The following is a 15,310-nucleotide window of genomic DNA, read 5'->3' as shown; positions in this document are numbered from 1 at the left end:
TTGCATTAATGAGCGAACTGCGTGCCCAGCACGTCCTGGCATACCTCGAGCCAGGCGCGCGCCGCGTGCGACAGATAGCGCCCGCTCCAGATATGCGCCACCTGCCACGCCACTTCCGGCTCGACGATGCGCACCGCCTCCAACGGTTCGCCGGCCAGGCGGTGGATGAACGGCTCGGGCAACAGGGCCACGCCCAGGCCCGCCGAGGCCATCGCCACCAGCCAGTCCCACTGCCCGCTCTGCGCGGCGATGGTCGGCGTGAAGCCCGCTTGCGCGAAATGCTGGCGCAGGCTGCGCGTGAGCGCGAAATCATCTTTCAATAACACCAGCGGCAGCTCGGCCAGCGCCTTGAAGGGCAGTGTCGTGCGGTTTTTCTGGAAGGTGCCCGGCTCGGCCAAGGCCCAGATCGGATAGTTGGCCACTTCCACGGCCACGAGATCGAGTTCCGGGTCGGCCGGCAGCACCGTCATGCCGATTTCCAGCTCGCCGGCCGCCACCTTGCGCTCGATCTGCTGGCCCGTGTCTTCCTGCAAGGTCAGGCTGATGTTCGGATGGCGCGCGCGGAAGGCTTTTAGTACGGGCGTAAACAGCACATTGATCATGGGCGGGATGCCGACTGTCAGGCTGCCGCGCTGCAAGGCCTGCGTGTCGCGCACTTCCAGGGTCAGCTGGCGCATATTGGCCAGCATTTCCTGGCCATGCTGGTAGACGATGCGGCCCGTGTCCGTCAGGGTCAGCTTGCGCCCGTCGCGTACCAGCAGCTGGGCCCCAACCTCGTCTTCCAGTTGGCGCACCATCTTGCTGATGGTCGACTGGGTCAGGTGCAGCGATTCGGCCGCCTGCGTAAAGCTCGACAGGCGCACGGTTTCGACGAAATAGCGCAGGGAACGGATATCCAAGAGGAGGCTCGGCGTTGGCAAAGCATGAAAATATCGACTGGATATGACGAAATTAATTCATACCATGCATGTAGGCGGGATTTTATACTGAATCCACTTATGGGGTTGGTGTATGACAGCCATCCAGTTTGAGAATATTAAGAATATCAGGAGCATCAAGATGTACGAGGACCGTATTCGCCACCCAGGCTTGCTCAGCAAAATCATGAGCGCCGATGAGGCCGCCAAATTGTTCCACAACGGCATGCGTGTCGGCATGAGCGGCTTTACCCGTGCCGGCGACGCCAAGGCCCTGCCGCGCGCGCTGGCCGAGCGCGCCCTGCAAGACCCGCTGAGCCTGACACTGATCACGGGCGCCTCGCTGGGCAATGGCAGCGATGGCCTGATGGCCGAGGCGGGCGTGCTGGCGCGCCGCATGCCGTTCCAGGTCGACTCTGTGCTGCGCGGCAAGATTAACAACGGCGAAGTCATGTTCATCGACCAGCATCTGTCGGAAACGGCGGAGCAACTGCGTTCGGGCAACCTGGCCGCCGTCGACATCGCCGTCATCGAAGCGACGGCCATCACGGCCGCCGGCGCCATCATCCCGACCATGTCTGTGGGCAACTCCGCCGCGTTTGCCCAGCAGGCCACGCAGGTCATCATCGAGATCAACCTGTCCACGCCGCTGGCGCTGGAAGGCTTGCACGACATCTATATTCCGCAAACCTTGCCGGGGCGCGAACCGATTCCCCTCACGCGCGTCGACCAGCGCCTGGGCAGCACGGCCATCGCCATCGATCCGGCCCGCATCGCCGCCATCGTCATCACGGACAGTCCCGACAGCCCGTCGAACGCCTTGCCGCCCGACGAAGAGACGCAAGCCATTGCCGGCCACGTGATCGCCTTCCTGGAGGGCGAAGTGGCGGCTGGACGCATGGGGCCGGAATTGCTGCCCCTGCAGGCGGGCATCGGCACCATCGCCAACGCCGTGCTGCATGGCCTGATCGGTTCGCCTTTCCGCAATATGACCATGTATTCGGAAGTGCTGCAGGACAGCGCCATCGAGTTGCTCGACTCGGGCCAGCTGGCGTTTGCCTCGGCCTCGTCGATTACCCTGTCGGCCGCCGTGCATCAAAAGCTGATGGACAATATCGACCATTACCGCTCGAAGATCGTGCTGCGCCCGCAAGAGATCAGCAACCATCCGGAAATCGTGCGCCGCCTGGGCATCATCGCCCTGAACACGGCGCTGGAATTCGACATTTACGGCAACGTCAATTCCACGCACGTGTGCGGCACGCACATGATGAACGGCATCGGCGGCTCGGGCGATTTCGCGCGCAACGGGCAAGTGTCGATGTTCGTGTCGAAATCGGCGGCCAAGGGCGGGCGCATTTCCAGCGTCGTGCCGATGGTCTCGCATGTCGACCACACGGAGCATGATGTCGACGTACTGGTGACGGAGTGGGGTTTTGCGGACTTGCGTGGCCTGGCGCCGCGCGAACGGGCGCCGTTGATCATCGAGCGCTGCACGCATCCCGCTTACCGCGATCAATTGCGCGCGTATTACGACGCGGCATGCCAGCGCGGCGGTCATACGCCGCACATCCTGGAACAGGCGCTGTCGTGGCATACGCGCTATCAGGAAACGCAGAGCATGCTCGAAGCGCAGTAAGCTTCGGGCATATCAAGACGGGGCAGGGCGGTGCAGCACCGCGCCTGCCTTTACTTTTTCTCAGTACATGTGCAGCGCCTTGGCGCCCAGGTCCAGCAAGGCAAGTTTGCGCTGGATCAAGCGTCAGGAAGCCGGTGCAAAGCGCAGGCGGATGCCTGTCGTGACGACGGCCAGCAAGTCGTCGATATGCGCGTTCATTTCCGGGTGCGGCGTCCACGGGTCGCCCGCATCCATGACGATGCGCAGCGACACTAGGCCGTGCAGCGACTGCCAGAAGATTTGCGTCATCGTATGCAGCGCCAGCTCGTCCTGGCGTACCAGGCCCGTTTGTGCCAGTTCGGTAAACAGGTGCAGCGCATAGGCGTACGGGTCTTGTTCGATATTGCCGTGTTCCACTTCGACGGCGTCGAGTTCCGCGTGCGGACGCAATTCCATGAAGATCAGCGAATACTCGTCGGGATGCTGGAAGCCGTACTCGATATAGGCGCGGCCGACCAGGGCGATGCGCTGCCATGGATCGTCGCTGGCGGCGCACGCCTTGCGCATGGCGCGCACCAGTTCCAGCAAGTCCTTGTCCATGGCCTGGGCGATCAGGGTGGCCTTGTCGCGGAACAGGGCGTACACGACGGTGGTGGAAAAACCGGCCGCCTCGGCCACCTTGCGGATGGAGACGGCGCGCGCGCCACCCTTCTTGATGAGATCTTTGACGACGTCGATGATGTGCTCGCGCCGCGCCTGCGCCTCGCGTAACTTTCTTTCCTGGATGTTAGTTAACTTCTTGTCCACGACTCTTTCCTGGCGACTCTATGAAAGCAAGAATTATAGGGGGGCGACCGGGCGCCAATGTGTCAGCCGCTGTTACAAAGCAGTTTTTTGTCCGGTAGATGCAACAGCTGACCGATTTTTCGCGCTTTTGCCCGGCACTTTTCCATCGATGCCCCGGATTGGTGCATAAATCGCCGGGCCAGGCTTTGCGAACGGGGTCAAAGGGCGGAAAATAGCGGGATAGCTTACACTGCGCTTTTTAGCGCGACGGCGCTAGCCCACGAGGCAACGCCGTAACACTTACCTTCGGACGGGATCATTACATGACCATTAAAATCAGCCAGAACTTCGACTCGGGCGCCATCGACGTGGTGAGCGCCGCCAGTGCCGGCGCCATCGACCTGAATTTGCGCAAGGATAGCCACGCCGACATCCACCAGTGGTTCCACTTCCGCCTGCAGGGCGCGCGTGGTCAGGCATGCACGATGCGCTTCCTGAACGCGGGCCAGGCTACCTATCCGGCCGGCTATGAAGACTACCAGGCCGTGGCCAGCTACGACAGCGAAAACTGGTTCCGCGTGCCGACCTCGTTTGATGGCCAGGTCATGACGATCTCGCACACGCCGGAACTCGACAGCGTGTACTACGCCTATTTCGAGCCGTATTCGTGGGAACGCCATCTGCGCCTGCTGGGCGAAGTGGCCGAGCATCCGCTGGCGCGCGTGTCCGACCTGGGCAGCACGGTCGACGGCCGCGACATGAACATGATTACCATTGGCAATCCGCAGGCGGAAAAGAAAATCTGGGTCATCGCGCGCCAGCATCCGGGCGAATCGATGGCCGAATGGTTCGTCGAAGGCCTGATCGATTCGCTGCTCGACGATGCCAACCCGATCGCGCGCAAACTGTTGCAGCGCGCCGTGTTCCACATCGTGCCGAACATGAATCCGGACGGTTCCATCCGCGGCAACCTGCGCACGAATGCGGCAGGCGCCAACCTGAACCGCGAATGGATGACGCCATCGCTGGAATCGAGCCCGGAAGTGCTGTGTGTGAAAAACAAGATCCACGAAACGGGCGTCGACATGTTCTTCGACATCCACGGCGATGAAGCGCTGCCGTACAACTTTGTGGCCGGCAATGAAATGCTGGAAAACTTCACGCCGGCGCAAGCGGCGCACCAGAAGGCCTTCATCGAGCGCTACAAGCAGGCCAGCCCCGACTTCCAGGACAAGTTCGGCTATGCGGCCAGCAAGTACAAGTCGGACATGCTGACCCTGGCGTCGAAGTATGTCGGCCATCACTTCGGCTGCCTGGCGCTGACCCTGGAAATGCCGTTCAAGGAAAACGCCGACTTGCCGGATCCGGCCGTCGGCTGGAATGGCGCGCGCAGCGCGGCCCTGGGCGCGGCCATGCTGCAGCCTATCCTGCTGTCGCTGGATTGAACGGCGTTGTTCATGGGTATCGAGATCGAGCGTAAATTTCTGCTTGCCAGCGACGCCTGGCGTGGCCTGGGCCAGCCGGTCCTGCTGCGCCAGGGTTATTTGTCGTCCGCGCGCGAGCGCGTGGTGCGCGTGCGCATCGAAGGCGGGCAGGCGATGCTGACCATCAAGGGGGCGAATGTGGGCGCGACGCGCGGCGAGTGGGAGTATCCGATTCCGCTGGCCGACGCCGCCGAACTGCTCGACGGCCTGTGCGAACAGCCGCTGATCGAAAAGTACCGTCATCGCATCGAACATGCAGGCATGGTGTGGGAAGTCGATGAGTTCCTGGGCGCCAATGCGGGCCTGGTGGTGGCCGAGATCGAACTGGCCTCGGAAGACCAGCCCTTCGAGAAACCCGACTGGATCGGCGCGGAAGTGTCGGGCGATACGCGCTACTACAACGCAAACCTGATCCGCCACCCGTTTTCACAGTGGTGATGTTGGCCACAGGAACTGGAAAATCACGGCATTCATCGTCAGATTGAATGCCGCGTGCGCCGCCATTGCTGGCCATAGCGAAGCATGGCGACGACGTAACCACGCGAACAGGCAGGCTGTCGCAAACATCAGCACCACCCACACTGCCGCCGAGACCACATTCAGCGACAGGCCTGCAGCCGTCATGCTCAGGCCATGATGGCACAGGTGTGCCAGGCCGAACAGCCCTGCTTCCACGCAGGTGCTGCCGCGCACGGACAGTTTTTCCTCGAGTGCCTTTTGCAGCACGCCCCGAAAGAAGATTTCCTCCCCGATAGGGCTGAAGATGCAGGCCGGCACGGTGATCATCAGGTGCAGCATCCAGATACTCAGCCCGGCCGTGGGCGCCGTGCGGCGAAAGCTCGTCGCTATGCTGACAAACCAGTTGTCCGGCGTGGCGCCATACAGCAGCATGCCCAGCGCAAAGCACAGGAGCGCGGCCGCCGCGCCGCAGATCAGCGCCAGGGCATAGGGCGCCTTGCCCGAGGGCGCTTGCAGGCCGATGCTGCGCCGTCCGTGCGGTGACAGCAAGATCCATGGCAAGGCCGCCATCACGCAAAAACTCAGTGGCAGCATCCAGAACAAACCCAATGGCCCCAGCGTGCCCATGACGCGCATGGCGATGAATACGCCTGCCAGCAACATTGCCAGCATGGGGAAGGACAGCGCCAGCAATGCTGGCCGCAGGGGAGGGAGCGAGGCTGGGCTGGAATGCATCGGCGGCCGGGGCGAAAAAAAGGCCGGAAGAAAACTTCCGGCCAGATAAATCATCAATTAATGGAAATGCTCGGTGCCTTGCGGCGTATCTTCCGGCATTTCCGCATGCGCCAGCTCGCCGACAGGATCGGCAAACAGGGGCGCGCCGCAATCGTCGCAGTATTCGCCGACAAAACGTTCCGCGTGGCGCTTGATCTGCGTCACGCCGGCGGCGTTCAGGTGCTCGATGATTTCATCGACGGGCGTCTTTTGCTTGTCCAGCGCGGCGATGCCGACCTGGATCAAGCCTTCGATCGGCGTGCCATCCTCGTCTTCCTGGCCGTACAAAGGCCAGACGATGCCGTAGATGACGTCCGGCGCCTGGCGCAGGGTGAAGGCAATGCGGTACTCATCCACCTGGCCATCGGCCGCTTCCTCGCCGAAACCGGCGATGACGGCGCGCAGTTCCGACGGCTCGATGGCCAGCGTATGCGTCAGGTAATGCACGGCGGCACGCACGGAAACGGGGCGTATCAGCTTGTCCGCTTCGCGGCAGGCCACGTAATACGCTTCCGGCAGCAGCAACTCCAGGCCGCAGCCTGGCAGCAGGCGGGCAATCGTCGGCGTTGCCTGCGTGCGCCATTGTTCCAGGGCGGCGCTGCGCTCGGCGATGAAGTCGAGCTGGCTGGCCGGCGTCTGCCAGCGGAACAACGGTGCGCCCGCAGGGGCGACCACGGCCACCAGCAGGTAGCGCGTATCGGCCAGGAAGGGCGCCGTTTCCGCCTCTTTGGCTGACGGCTTGACGGCCGTGCCTTTCAGCGCGGCCAGTGCCAGCTTCTGCGTCTTGGCATAGGTCTCGACGTGGCTGCGCGGCAGCTGGTCGATCGAGTACAGGGTCGGCGCCATGGCCATCTTCGTGCCATCGGCCAGCAGGTGGGCGGCGAAATGCGCCGACAGCACGCCGTGCGCGTCGCCGGCCATGGGGCCGGAGGCGATGGAAAAGCGCGTCCACGCGAGGATGGGCACGGCGACCAGCAGGGCGTCGTAGCGCACGTCTTCATGTGTGACGACGGTCGATTCGCTGACGGCTTCAACGCAGTCCATCAGCACGTCGTAGGCGTTCAAGTCTTCCTTGAACAGGCTGCCCAGGGTATTGTCGATGGTGTCCTGGTGGCCGGTTTTGAGTAATTTCTGGAGCTGCGTATCCAGGCTGTGTTCCCAGGACCGCTCTTCGAGACGGCTGGCTGCCTGTACGATCGCCTGGGCAAAGGTGACCAGGCGCTGGCTGTCGGCAGTCAGTTTATGGGATGAATCTTTGGAAGGACGACGCATAGCGGGATAAGAGTCTCGGAAAGTGAAAAAAATGGATCAGTCAAACAATGATAAACCCTTATAACCGTATTGTAGAGGATTCAGCCGCACGCAATACGTAAGCTATCCTCAGATCATGCCAATAGTCGAAATTTCAAGGAAAAACGCGGGGCCGGGACGAAAAAAAGCGCCGGTCGGAACCGGCGCTTTTATCTTACCTCACAGCTGGGCTGATTACTCGGCCAGCAGTTGACGCAGGACGAATGGCAGGATGCCGCCATGCTTGTAGTAATCGACTTCGATCGGCGTATCGATGCGCAGCAGGACTTTGACTTCCTGGCTGCTGCCATCGGCGCGGTGGATCACCAGGGTGGCCAGTTGCTGTGGCTTGATTTCGCCTTCGAGGCCTTTCAGGTCGAAGGTTTCCTTGCCGGTGATGCCCAGGGTTTGCACGCTGTCGTCGCCGATGAATTGCAGCGGCAGCACGCCCATGCCCACCAGGTTCGAGCGGTGAATACGCTCGAACGAACGGGTGATCACGGCTTTCACGCCCAGCAGCTGGGTGCCCTTGGCTGCCCAGTCGCGCGACGAGCCCGTACCGTACTCTTCGCCGCCGAAGACCATGGTTGGCGTGCCTTCAGCAACATATTTCATCGCTGCGTCGTAGATCGACATTTCTTCGCCGGAAGGCTGGTGGATCGTGATGCCGCCTTCGACCGCCGAACCGTCCGCTTTCGCAGGGATCATGCGGTTCTTGATGCGCACGTTGGCGAACGTGCCGCGCATCATGATTTCATGGTTACCGCGACGCGAGCCGTAGGAGTTGAAGTCCGCTTTCAGGACGCCGTTTTCCTTCAGCCATTTGCCTGCAGGGCCGTTTTCCTGGATCGAGCCGGCTGGCGAGATGTGGTCGGTGGTGATGGAATCGCCGAACACGCCCAGTGCGCGCGCGCCTTCGATGCCGGTGGCCACTGCCGCTGGCGTCATCGAGAAATTGTCGAAGAACGGTGGTTCCGCGATGTAGGTCGATTTTGGCCAGTTGTAGACTTGACCGGACACGGTCGTGACTTTTTCCCACAGCTTGCCTGGTGCGCCCTTGACGTCGGCGTAGTTGTCCTTGAACACCTTGGCGTTCATGGCGAACTTCATCATGGCCGACACTTCAGCCGAGGTTGGCCAGATGTCGCCCAGGTAGATGTCCTTGCCGCCCTTGCCTTTGCCGACAGGTTCCGTCATCAGGTCGCGCGTCATGTTGCCGGCGATGGCGTAAGCGACGACCAGCGGTGGCGAAGCGAGGAAGTTCGAGCGGATGTTCGGGTGAATACGCGCTTCGAAGTTACGGTTGCCCGACAGTACGGCCGACGCGACGATGTCGTGCGTGGCAATCGCTGCGTTCAGCTCAGGCGTCAGGTCGCCCGCATTGCCGATACAGGTGGTGCAGCCGTAGGCGGTGACGCCGAAGCCCAGTTTTTCCAGGTAGGGCAGCAGGCCGGCAGCGGTCAGGTACTCGGTCACGACGCGCGAGCCAGGAGCCAGCGAGGTCTTGATGTGCGGCGCGACTTTCAGGCCGGCTTCCACGGCTTTCTTGGCCAGCAGGCCGGCAGCCAGCATCACGCTCGGGTTCGAGGTGTTGGTGCACGAGGTGATCGCAGCGATCAGTACGTCGCCGTTCGACACTTTCACGTTGTTGGTGGTCTCGTACACGGCGTTCAGATCGGCCGGGTTCTTGTTGAAACCGTTCTCCGAGGTTGGCTTGGCGAACAGTTCGGCGAAGTTCGCTTTCACATTGCCGATTTCGATACGGTCTTGCGGGCGTTTCGGGCCAGCCAGCGACGGAGCGACCGATGCCAGGTCCAGTTCCACCACGCGGGTGTAGTCGATGTCGCCGGCTTTTGGCACGCCGAACAGGTTTTGCGCCTTGAAGTAGCCTTCGAACGCGGCGATTTCAGCCTTGCTGCGGCCGGTGCCCTTGAAGTAATCGATGGTCGCTTCGTCGACCGGGAAGAAGCCCATGGTCGCGCCGTATTCCGGTGCCATGTTGGCGATCGTCGCGCGGTCGGTCAGGGTCAAGGACTCGGTGCCTTCGCCGAAGAATTCGACGAACTTGCCGACGACTTTTTCTTTGCGCAGCAGTTCGGTGATGGTCAGTACCAGATCGGTGGCGGTGCAGCCTTCGCGCAATGCGCCCGACAGGTTCACGCCGATGACGTCTGGCGTCAGGAAGTAGACCGGTTGGCCCAGCATGCCGGCTTCCGCCTCGATGCCGCCCACGCCCCAGCCGACCACGCCGATGCCGTTGATCATGGTGGTGTGCGAGTCGGTGCCGACCAGGGTGTCAGGGTAGTACACGTCGCCGGCTTTCTTGCCGGAGTGGTGCACGCCGCGCGCCAGGTATTCCAGGTTGACCTGGTGGACGATGCCGAAGCCTGGTGGCACGACGCCGAAGGTGTCGAAGGCTTGCATGCCCCATTTCATGAACTGGTAACGCTCGTTGTTACGCGAGAATTCCAGTTTCATGTTCAGGTCCAGCGCTTTCTTTTCGCGGTAGTGATCGATGGTGACCGAGTGGTCGACCACCAGATCGACCGGTACCAGCGGTTCGATCTTCTTGGCGTTGATGCCCATCTTGGCGGCCACGTTGCGCATCGCTGCCAGGTCGGCCAGCAGCGGCACGCCGGTGAAATCCTGCAGCACGACGCGCGCCACTACGAACGGGATCTCGTCGGTGCGCTCGGCGGTCGGGCCCCAGCTCGCCAATTGCTTGACGTGTTCTTCGGTGACTTTTTTGCCGTCGCAGTTGCGCAATACCGATTCGAGCACGATACGAATCGACACTGGCAGGCGGGAGACATTGATGCCCAAGCTTTTTTCCAGCGCAGGCAGGGAGTACAGCTTGCCCTTCTTGCTATCCGAAATATTAAAGTCCTTGAGCGTGTTCAGAGTGTTGCGGGACATGACCTCTCCTTGTTGGGTATCGTCTATTTATTGATTATTCAAATTACAAAACATGACTGAGCCCCCGAAGAGGCCCTTGCTGCTCACATCAGCCGCCGGTCGCCGGCAGCACGCCCAGCGATGGCGCGGCTTCCACCGCTGCCGCCGGCTTGGCTTGTTCCGCATCCTTGCATTCATTGGCCAGCTGGCGGCCCTGCTTGGAATCGAGCAGCATGCCTTTGGCCGGGATGCCGATCCAGACGAGACCGTACAGACGGTTCTCGAAGCGGTTGGCGCCGGTGGTGGTACCAACGCGGCTCAGGCGGTGCAGGCGCTTCTTCCAGCGCAGGGCGATGTGTTTGTCGTCAGTCGCATTGGTGTAGATGGTAATTTTATTACCAAGTTCACAATTGAAATCGGTGGAGGCCGAGCCTGCGGTGTCCGGTTCGTCGGATTCTTCCTTGTCGGCGACTGACATGGCGAGCGGATGGGCTTCCTTGGCGGCTGCCTTGGCTTTGGTGGTCTTGGCCTTTGGCTTGGCCTTGGCAGCCTTCACTGCCTTGGGGTTTGCCTCTGCCGTGGCGGCGAAGCTGGCTGGCGCCAGCGTGAGGGTCATGGCGCCCAGCGCGACGCTGCAGGCAATGGCTAATTTGGAGAGGGACATCGTGTAATTCCTGTCAGTTTTCAGTGGTGCTGGAAGAGGGGGTGTTGAGTAATGCAGCGGCCGCCTCGGGCAGGCCGAGGCCTGCCAGTTTGGCGCGTTGCAAAACGGTCCAATAATATCGGTAGCTGGCGCGGTCGTGCAAGCGGCCATTTTGCGCAATCGGTCCCCAGTTGGCGCGCAGCGCCTCATTCAGGATGTTGCTGGCCTCGTTGACTTCGGACAGGCGCGGCGTGAAGGCCTTGATGATGGGCTTGATCTGGTCCGGGTGGATGCTCCACATGCGCGTGTAGCCGAACTCGGCTGTCGCGCGCTGGGCGTCATTCGCCACCACGGCCGAATCGCGCACGTCCGTCGTCACGTTATGCGACGGCACCTTGCCGTGCGCATGGCAGGCGGCCGCCACTTCCAGCTTGGCGCGCACCACCAGCGGGTGCGTGAACTGGCCCGGCGTGCGCATGGCGGCGGCGGGAATGGCGCCGTAGTGGGCCGAGACGAAATCCATGATGCCGAAGGACAGGCATTCGACCTGGGGCAGGGCGGCGATCGCGTAGGCGTCGCGCAGCGCGCCATGCGTCTCGATCAGGATGTGCACGGGCAGGTTGTCGCGGCCGGCGCGGCGCGCGTGCAGGTTGATCAGGTCGATGGCCAGCATGGCATCCTGCACGCCTGCCACCTTGGGCACGGCGATGTAGGCCAGGCGGGAGGCTGCACTGCAGATGATTTCCACGTCGCGCGCGAAAAACGGGCTGTCGACGTCGTGCACGCGCACGCCGATACGGTTGAACTGGTTGTCGTCGCTGGCCAGCAGGCCGGCGATCATCAGGGCGTGGGCTTCTTCATTGCCGGCGCTGGCGCCGTCTTCGCAGTCGAACGTGATGTCGAACAGGGGGCCAAGCTCTTGTTGCAAAGCAATCGATTTACGCATCAGCTTTTCAGAGCCGGCGTAGTGGTCGCAAGCGGCGAGCAACAGCGGCTGGCGTTTGCCTTGGAATAAAACCTCGGAAGGGTGCATGCTTAAGGCATTTCTGCAGGTAAAAACTACTTGATAAACAGTCGGGCCGCGCAGGCCGCACCGCGACATGCGCGGGGCGGCCTTCTTTGGCGGGCGGCGCATTGCCGCGCCGCCAAAACTGGACTTAGGCCAGCAGGTGTTTCACGCCTTCGCGCTCTTCGGTCAGTTCTTTCAGGGTCAGGTTGATGCGCTCTTGCGAGAATGCATCGATTTCCAGACCTTGAACGATGGTGTACTCACCGTTGTCGGTGGTGACCGGGAAGCCGAACACTGTGCCTTCAGGAATGCCATACGAGCCATCCGAAGGAACGCCCATGGTGGTCCACTTGCCTGCCGTGCCCAGCATCCAGTCATGGATGTGGTCGATGGCGGCGTTCGCTGCCGACGCTGCCGACGACAGGCCGCGCGCTTCGATGATGGCCGCGCCGCGCTTGCCGACGGTTGGCAGGAAGGTGTTGGCGTTCCATTCCTGATCGTTGATCAGGTCTTTCACAGCCTTGCCGTTGACGGTGGCGAAGCGGTAGTCGGCGTACATCGTTGGCGAGTGGTTGCCCCACACGGTCAGCTTCTCGATGTCTTTCACGGCGGTGCCGGTCTTGGCAGCGACTTGCGACAGCGCGCGGTTGTGGTCCAGGCGCAGCATGGCGGTGAAGTTTTTCGCTGGCAGCGATGGTGCCGATTTCATGGCGATGTAGGCATTGGTGTTGGCAGGGTTGCCGACCACCAGCACTTTGACATTGCGCGAAGCGACGGCGTCGAGCGCCTTGCCTTGCACCGTGAAGATCTGGGCGTTCGCTTCCAGCAGGTCCTTGCGTTCCATGCCTGGGCCGCGTGGACGCGCGCCAACCAGTACGGCCACGTCGACATCCTTGAAGGCGGTCAGCGGATCGGAGTGAGCGGTCATTTCCGTCAGCAGCGGGAAGGCGCAGTCGTCGATTTCCATCATCACGCCCTTGAGCGCCTTCTGGGCTTTTTCGTCCGGGATTTCAAGCAGTTGCAAGATGACAGGCTGGTCTTTGCCGAGCATGTCGCCATTGGCGATGCGGAACAACAGGGCGTAGCCGATCTGGCCGGCGGCGCCGGTCACTGCAACACGCATTGGGGTTTTAGCCATGATGAATCTCCAAAAATGGGAAAGAAAACGGGCTTGAAGCTGGGCTTACGCTTATCCGGAAAAACTATAATGATACCAAAACCGGCACGCGCCACCGAATTGCTGGTGTACGCTGCCGTCACGCTCGTGCTGCACGAGGCCAGAGTGGCTGGCCGACAACATAAAACGCTGGCTCACAAGTTTTATCGAGGGCAGTTTAGGCCCCCGATCTGTATCTGTCAATCATATCTTATGTCTTATATAAGACAGATAACTACGAGTCTTTTACTGGACGCGGGCAGTGATTTGTGTTGAAATGTCGGACTATGAATTCCGCCTCGTCCAATCTGACCAACAATGCCACTGCTGCAAGCGGGGCGGTCAGTCCGACCGCGGGCACCCCGGCCACGCCCGTTGCCGCAGCGGCCAGCACCGCCGCCACCCCTGTCGCCAGCGTCAATACCACTGCCTCCACCGCCGTGGCCGCGCCTGCCGCAACTGCCTCGCCCACCTTCAGTCCCCTGTACCAGCAGATCAAGGCGCTCATCACGCAGAGCCTGCAATCGGGCGAATGGAAACCGGGCGAGCTGATTCCCAGCGAAGTCGAACTGGCAGGACGCTTCAAGGTCAGCCAGGGCACGGTGCGCAAGGCCATCGATGAACTGGCTGCCGAGAATCTCGTCATGCGCCGCCAGGGCAAGGGCACCTTCGTTTCCACCCACCATGAGGCGCGCGCGCATTTCCGCTTCCTGCGCCTGGTGCCGGACGAAGGCGTGCCGCATTATCCTGAAAGCAAGTTTATTGAAGTCAAGCGCGTGCGCGCGCCGGCCGACGTGGCGCGCCTGATGGACCTGAAGTCCGGCGACGCCGTCATCTTCATCAAGCGGGTGCAGTATTTCGACGGCGTGCCGACCATCGTCGAGGAGCTGTGGCTGCCTGGCCTGATCTTCAAGGGCCTGACGGCCGAGCGGCTGGTGGAATACAAGGGCCCCATGTACGGCCTGTTCGAAACGGAATTTGGCACGCGCATGATACGCGCGTCCGAGCAGATCCGCGCCGTGTGCGCGGACGCGGGCGCTGCCCAATTGTTAAATATCGACCTCGGCACGCCCTTGCTCAGTTCCGAGCGCGTGTCGTTTACCTACGGCGACAAGCCGGTCGAACTGCGCCGGGGCCTGTACCTGACCAGTCGTCATCATTATCAGAATGAACTCAGCTGAAGCGGCGGGGCACCCTTGGGTGCCCGAACAAGCAGCAAGGCTGAAGTGCATCGCTTGCAAGATGCCTGCTGCAAGGCGGGCAACGGAGACAACGGAAAGCGCAGCGACAGCATGGCCCGCCCCGGCGGGCCGTGTTTTGCCGGCGATTCTGTAATTAAATTACGTGAACTACGGAAAGTAGCGCGGTATTTTGTAGTAAAAAACCATTTTGGTTATATGTAACAATAGATATTGGTATGGGTTGCGAAAATCGGCGAAAATCGCGGCTTCAATATTTAGTTGAAATTCAAAGGGGAGGTTTTTGTTATGTCTGAAGCCGTAAGAGAAGTACCAAAAAAAGAACGGCCGCAATTCCGTAACATTCATGTTACCGAATTGTCGAACTACCGCATGGCTGTCGGCGCCATCGTCTCGATCCTGCATCGCATCAGCGGTTTCATCATTTTCGCCTTGCTGCCATGCATACTGTACATGCTGGAACTGAGCCTGCGTTCCGAAATGTCCTACGCCTACTTCCAGGGCATCGCCTCGCACTGGTTCGTCAAGCTGATCACCCTGGGTCTGGTCTGGGCCTTCCTGCACCACTTCTGCGCCGGTATCCGTCACCTGTTCATGGATGTGCACGTTGCCATCGAAAAAGATTCGGCACGCAAGACCGCTTCGTCCGTGCTGGTCGTGAGCCTGGTGTTGACGGCTCTGGTCGCTTTGAAACTGTTTGGAGTATTTTAAACATGGCAGACAATAATATCGGACCGAAACGCCTCGTCGTCGGTGCCCATTACGGCTTGCGCGATTGGCTGGCGCAACGCGTTACCGCCATCGTCATGGTGGCCTATGTGGCCATCCTGCTTATTTCTTTCCTGACCGGCAGCAACTTCAGCTATGAAGGCTGGGCTGGTCTGTTCGCACAGCAGTGGTTTAAATTGTTCAGCCTGGTGACCTTCGTCGCCCTGTTCTACCACGCATGGGTCGGCGTACGCGACATCTGGATGGACTACGTGAAAAGCGCTGGCCTCCGTCTGACCCTGCAAATTGCCACCATGCTGTGGTTGATCGCTTGTGCCGGCTGGACGGTACAGATACTCTGGAGTGTGTAAT

14 protein-coding genes are annotated in these 15,310 nt (G+C 61.0%); 6 read left to right on the top strand and 8 right to left on the bottom strand.

Going from position 1 to position 15,310, the window contains the following annotated elements; genetic code table 11:
• Positions 1-5: 5 nt before the first annotated feature.
• Positions 6-899 (bottom strand): LysR substrate-binding domain-containing protein, encoded by an 894-nt coding sequence (locus tag AC3IQ7_RS22265; RefSeq protein ID WP_099380841.1) that lies wholly within the window; start codon positions 897-899, stop codon positions 6-8.
• Between the two features lie 160 nt (positions 900-1,059).
• On the opposite strand from AC3IQ7_RS22265, the gene scpC reads away from it, so the two are divergent.
• Positions 1,060-2,556 carry a succinyl-CoA:acetate CoA-transferase ScpC gene (gene scpC, locus AC3IQ7_RS22260; RefSeq protein WP_489207345.1) on the top strand — a complete coding sequence of 499 codons (1,497 nt, stop codon included), beginning with the start codon at positions 1,060-1,062 and terminating at the stop codon, positions 2,554-2,556.
• Between the two features lie 123 nt (positions 2,557-2,679).
• Here scpC and AC3IQ7_RS22255 read toward each other — a convergent pair whose 3' ends face one another.
• Positions 2,680-3,342 carry a TetR/AcrR family transcriptional regulator gene (locus AC3IQ7_RS22255; protein WP_489207344.1) on the bottom strand — a complete coding sequence of 221 codons (663 nt, stop codon included), beginning with the start codon at positions 3,340-3,342 and terminating at the stop codon, positions 2,680-2,682.
• Positions 3,343-3,644: 302 nt separating this feature from the next.
• Here AC3IQ7_RS22255 and AC3IQ7_RS22250 point away from each other — a divergent pair, with 302 nt between their 5' ends.
• Positions 3,645-4,766 carry a M14 family metallopeptidase gene (locus tag AC3IQ7_RS22250; RefSeq protein ID WP_099380838.1) on the top strand — a complete coding sequence of 374 codons (1,122 nt, stop codon included), beginning with the start codon at positions 3,645-3,647 and terminating at the stop codon, positions 4,764-4,766.
• Between the two features lie 12 nt (positions 4,767-4,778).
• A complete protein-coding gene (locus AC3IQ7_RS22245) occupies positions 4,779-5,243 on the top strand; it encodes a CYTH domain-containing protein (protein ID WP_099380854.1) in 465 nt (154 codons plus the stop codon).
• Here AC3IQ7_RS22245 and AC3IQ7_RS22240 read toward each other — a convergent pair.
• From AC3IQ7_RS22240 to AC3IQ7_RS22215, 6 genes are all read right to left on the bottom strand, one after another.
• Positions 5,232-5,999, bottom strand: coding sequence for a CPBP family intramembrane glutamic endopeptidase (locus AC3IQ7_RS22240; protein WP_489207343.1), 768 nt, complete (start codon positions 5,997-5,999; stop codon positions 5,232-5,234). The two genes, AC3IQ7_RS22245 and AC3IQ7_RS22240, sit on opposite strands and share 12 nt — an antisense overlap.
• 57 nt (positions 6,000-6,056) lie before the next feature.
• Positions 6,057-7,310, bottom strand: a complete 1,254-nt coding sequence (locus tag AC3IQ7_RS22235; protein ID WP_099380836.1) for a DUF2863 family protein — start codon at positions 7,308-7,310, stop codon at positions 6,057-6,059.
• Positions 7,311-7,523: 213 nt separating this feature from the next.
• Positions 7,524-10,244, bottom strand: a complete 2,721-nt coding sequence (gene acnA, locus AC3IQ7_RS22230; RefSeq protein WP_099380767.1) for an aconitate hydratase AcnA — start codon at positions 10,242-10,244, stop codon at positions 7,524-7,526.
• An 88-nt stretch (positions 10,245-10,332) separates the two neighbouring features.
• Positions 10,333-10,887, bottom strand: coding sequence for a hypothetical protein (locus AC3IQ7_RS22225; RefSeq protein ID WP_489207342.1), 555 nt, complete (start codon positions 10,885-10,887; stop codon positions 10,333-10,335).
• 13 nt (positions 10,888-10,900) lie between these two features.
• Entirely contained in the window at positions 10,901-11,899 is a 999-nt protein-coding gene (locus tag AC3IQ7_RS22220; protein ID WP_099380769.1) for an HpcH/HpaI aldolase/citrate lyase family protein, read from the bottom strand.
• A 124-nt stretch (positions 11,900-12,023) separates the two neighbouring features.
• Positions 12,024-13,013, bottom strand: a complete 990-nt coding sequence (locus AC3IQ7_RS22215) for a malate dehydrogenase (RefSeq protein ID WP_034789110.1) — start codon at positions 13,011-13,013, stop codon at positions 12,024-12,026.
• A 305-nt stretch (positions 13,014-13,318) separates the two neighbouring features.
• Here AC3IQ7_RS22215 and AC3IQ7_RS22210 point away from each other — a divergent pair, with 305 nt between their 5' ends.
• From AC3IQ7_RS22210 to sdhD, 3 genes are all read left to right on the top strand, one after another.
• The gene (locus AC3IQ7_RS22210; protein WP_099380770.1) at positions 13,319-14,212 is read left to right on the top strand and encodes a GntR family transcriptional regulator; all 894 of its coding nucleotides are present in this window, start codon (positions 13,319-13,321) and stop codon (positions 14,210-14,212) included.
• Between the two features lie 306 nt (positions 14,213-14,518).
• A complete protein-coding gene (sdhC, locus tag AC3IQ7_RS22205) occupies positions 14,519-14,941 on the top strand; it encodes a succinate dehydrogenase, cytochrome b556 subunit (RefSeq protein ID WP_034752080.1) in 423 nt (140 codons plus the stop codon).
• A gap of 2 nt (positions 14,942-14,943) precedes the next feature.
• Positions 14,944-15,309: a succinate dehydrogenase, hydrophobic membrane anchor protein gene (sdhD, locus tag AC3IQ7_RS22200; protein ID WP_034752078.1), complete on the top strand. Its 366-nt coding sequence runs from the start codon at positions 14,944-14,946 to the stop codon at positions 15,307-15,309.
• The last annotated feature ends 1 nt before the right edge of the window (position 15,310 follow it).

The organism is Janthinobacterium sp. GL_088 (assembly GCF_057837845.1).
This window is presented reverse-complemented; position numbering and strand designations above follow the sequence as displayed.

Excerpts from the sequence above, each read along its gene's own strand:
- AC3IQ7_RS22225 (WP_489207342.1), bottom strand. The coding sequence starts at position 10,887 with ATGTCCCTCTCCAAATTAGCCATTGCCTGCAGCGTCGCGCTGGGCGCC.
- AC3IQ7_RS22250 (WP_099380838.1), top strand. The coding sequence starts at position 3,645 with ATGACCATTAAAATCAGCCAGAACTTCGACTCGGGCGCCATCGACGTG.
- scpC (WP_489207345.1), top strand. The coding sequence starts at position 1,060 with ATGTACGAGGACCGTATTCGCCACCCAGGCTTGCTCAGCAAAATCATG.
- acnA (WP_099380767.1), bottom strand. The coding sequence starts at position 10,244 with ATGTCCCGCAACACTCTGAACACGCTCAAGGACTTTAATATTTCGGAT.
- AC3IQ7_RS22245 (WP_099380854.1), top strand. The coding sequence starts at position 4,779 with ATGGGTATCGAGATCGAGCGTAAATTTCTGCTTGCCAGCGACGCCTGG.
- AC3IQ7_RS22220 (WP_099380769.1), bottom strand. The coding sequence starts at position 11,899 with ATGCACCCTTCCGAGGTTTTATTCCAAGGCAAACGCCAGCCGCTGTTG.
- AC3IQ7_RS22215 (WP_034789110.1), bottom strand. The coding sequence starts at position 13,013 with ATGGCTAAAACCCCAATGCGTGTTGCAGTGACCGGCGCCGCCGGCCAG.
- AC3IQ7_RS22210 (WP_099380770.1), top strand. The coding sequence starts at position 13,319 with ATGAATTCCGCCTCGTCCAATCTGACCAACAATGCCACTGCTGCAAGC.
- sdhC (WP_034752080.1), top strand. The coding sequence starts at position 14,519 with ATGTCTGAAGCCGTAAGAGAAGTACCAAAAAAAGAACGGCCGCAATTC.
- AC3IQ7_RS22240 (WP_489207343.1), bottom strand. The coding sequence starts at position 5,999 with ATGCATTCCAGCCCAGCCTCGCTCCCTCCCCTGCGGCCAGCATTGCTG.
- AC3IQ7_RS22235 (WP_099380836.1), bottom strand. The coding sequence starts at position 7,310 with ATGCGTCGTCCTTCCAAAGATTCATCCCATAAACTGACTGCCGACAGC.
- sdhD (WP_034752078.1), top strand. The coding sequence starts at position 14,944 with ATGGCAGACAATAATATCGGACCGAAACGCCTCGTCGTCGGTGCCCAT.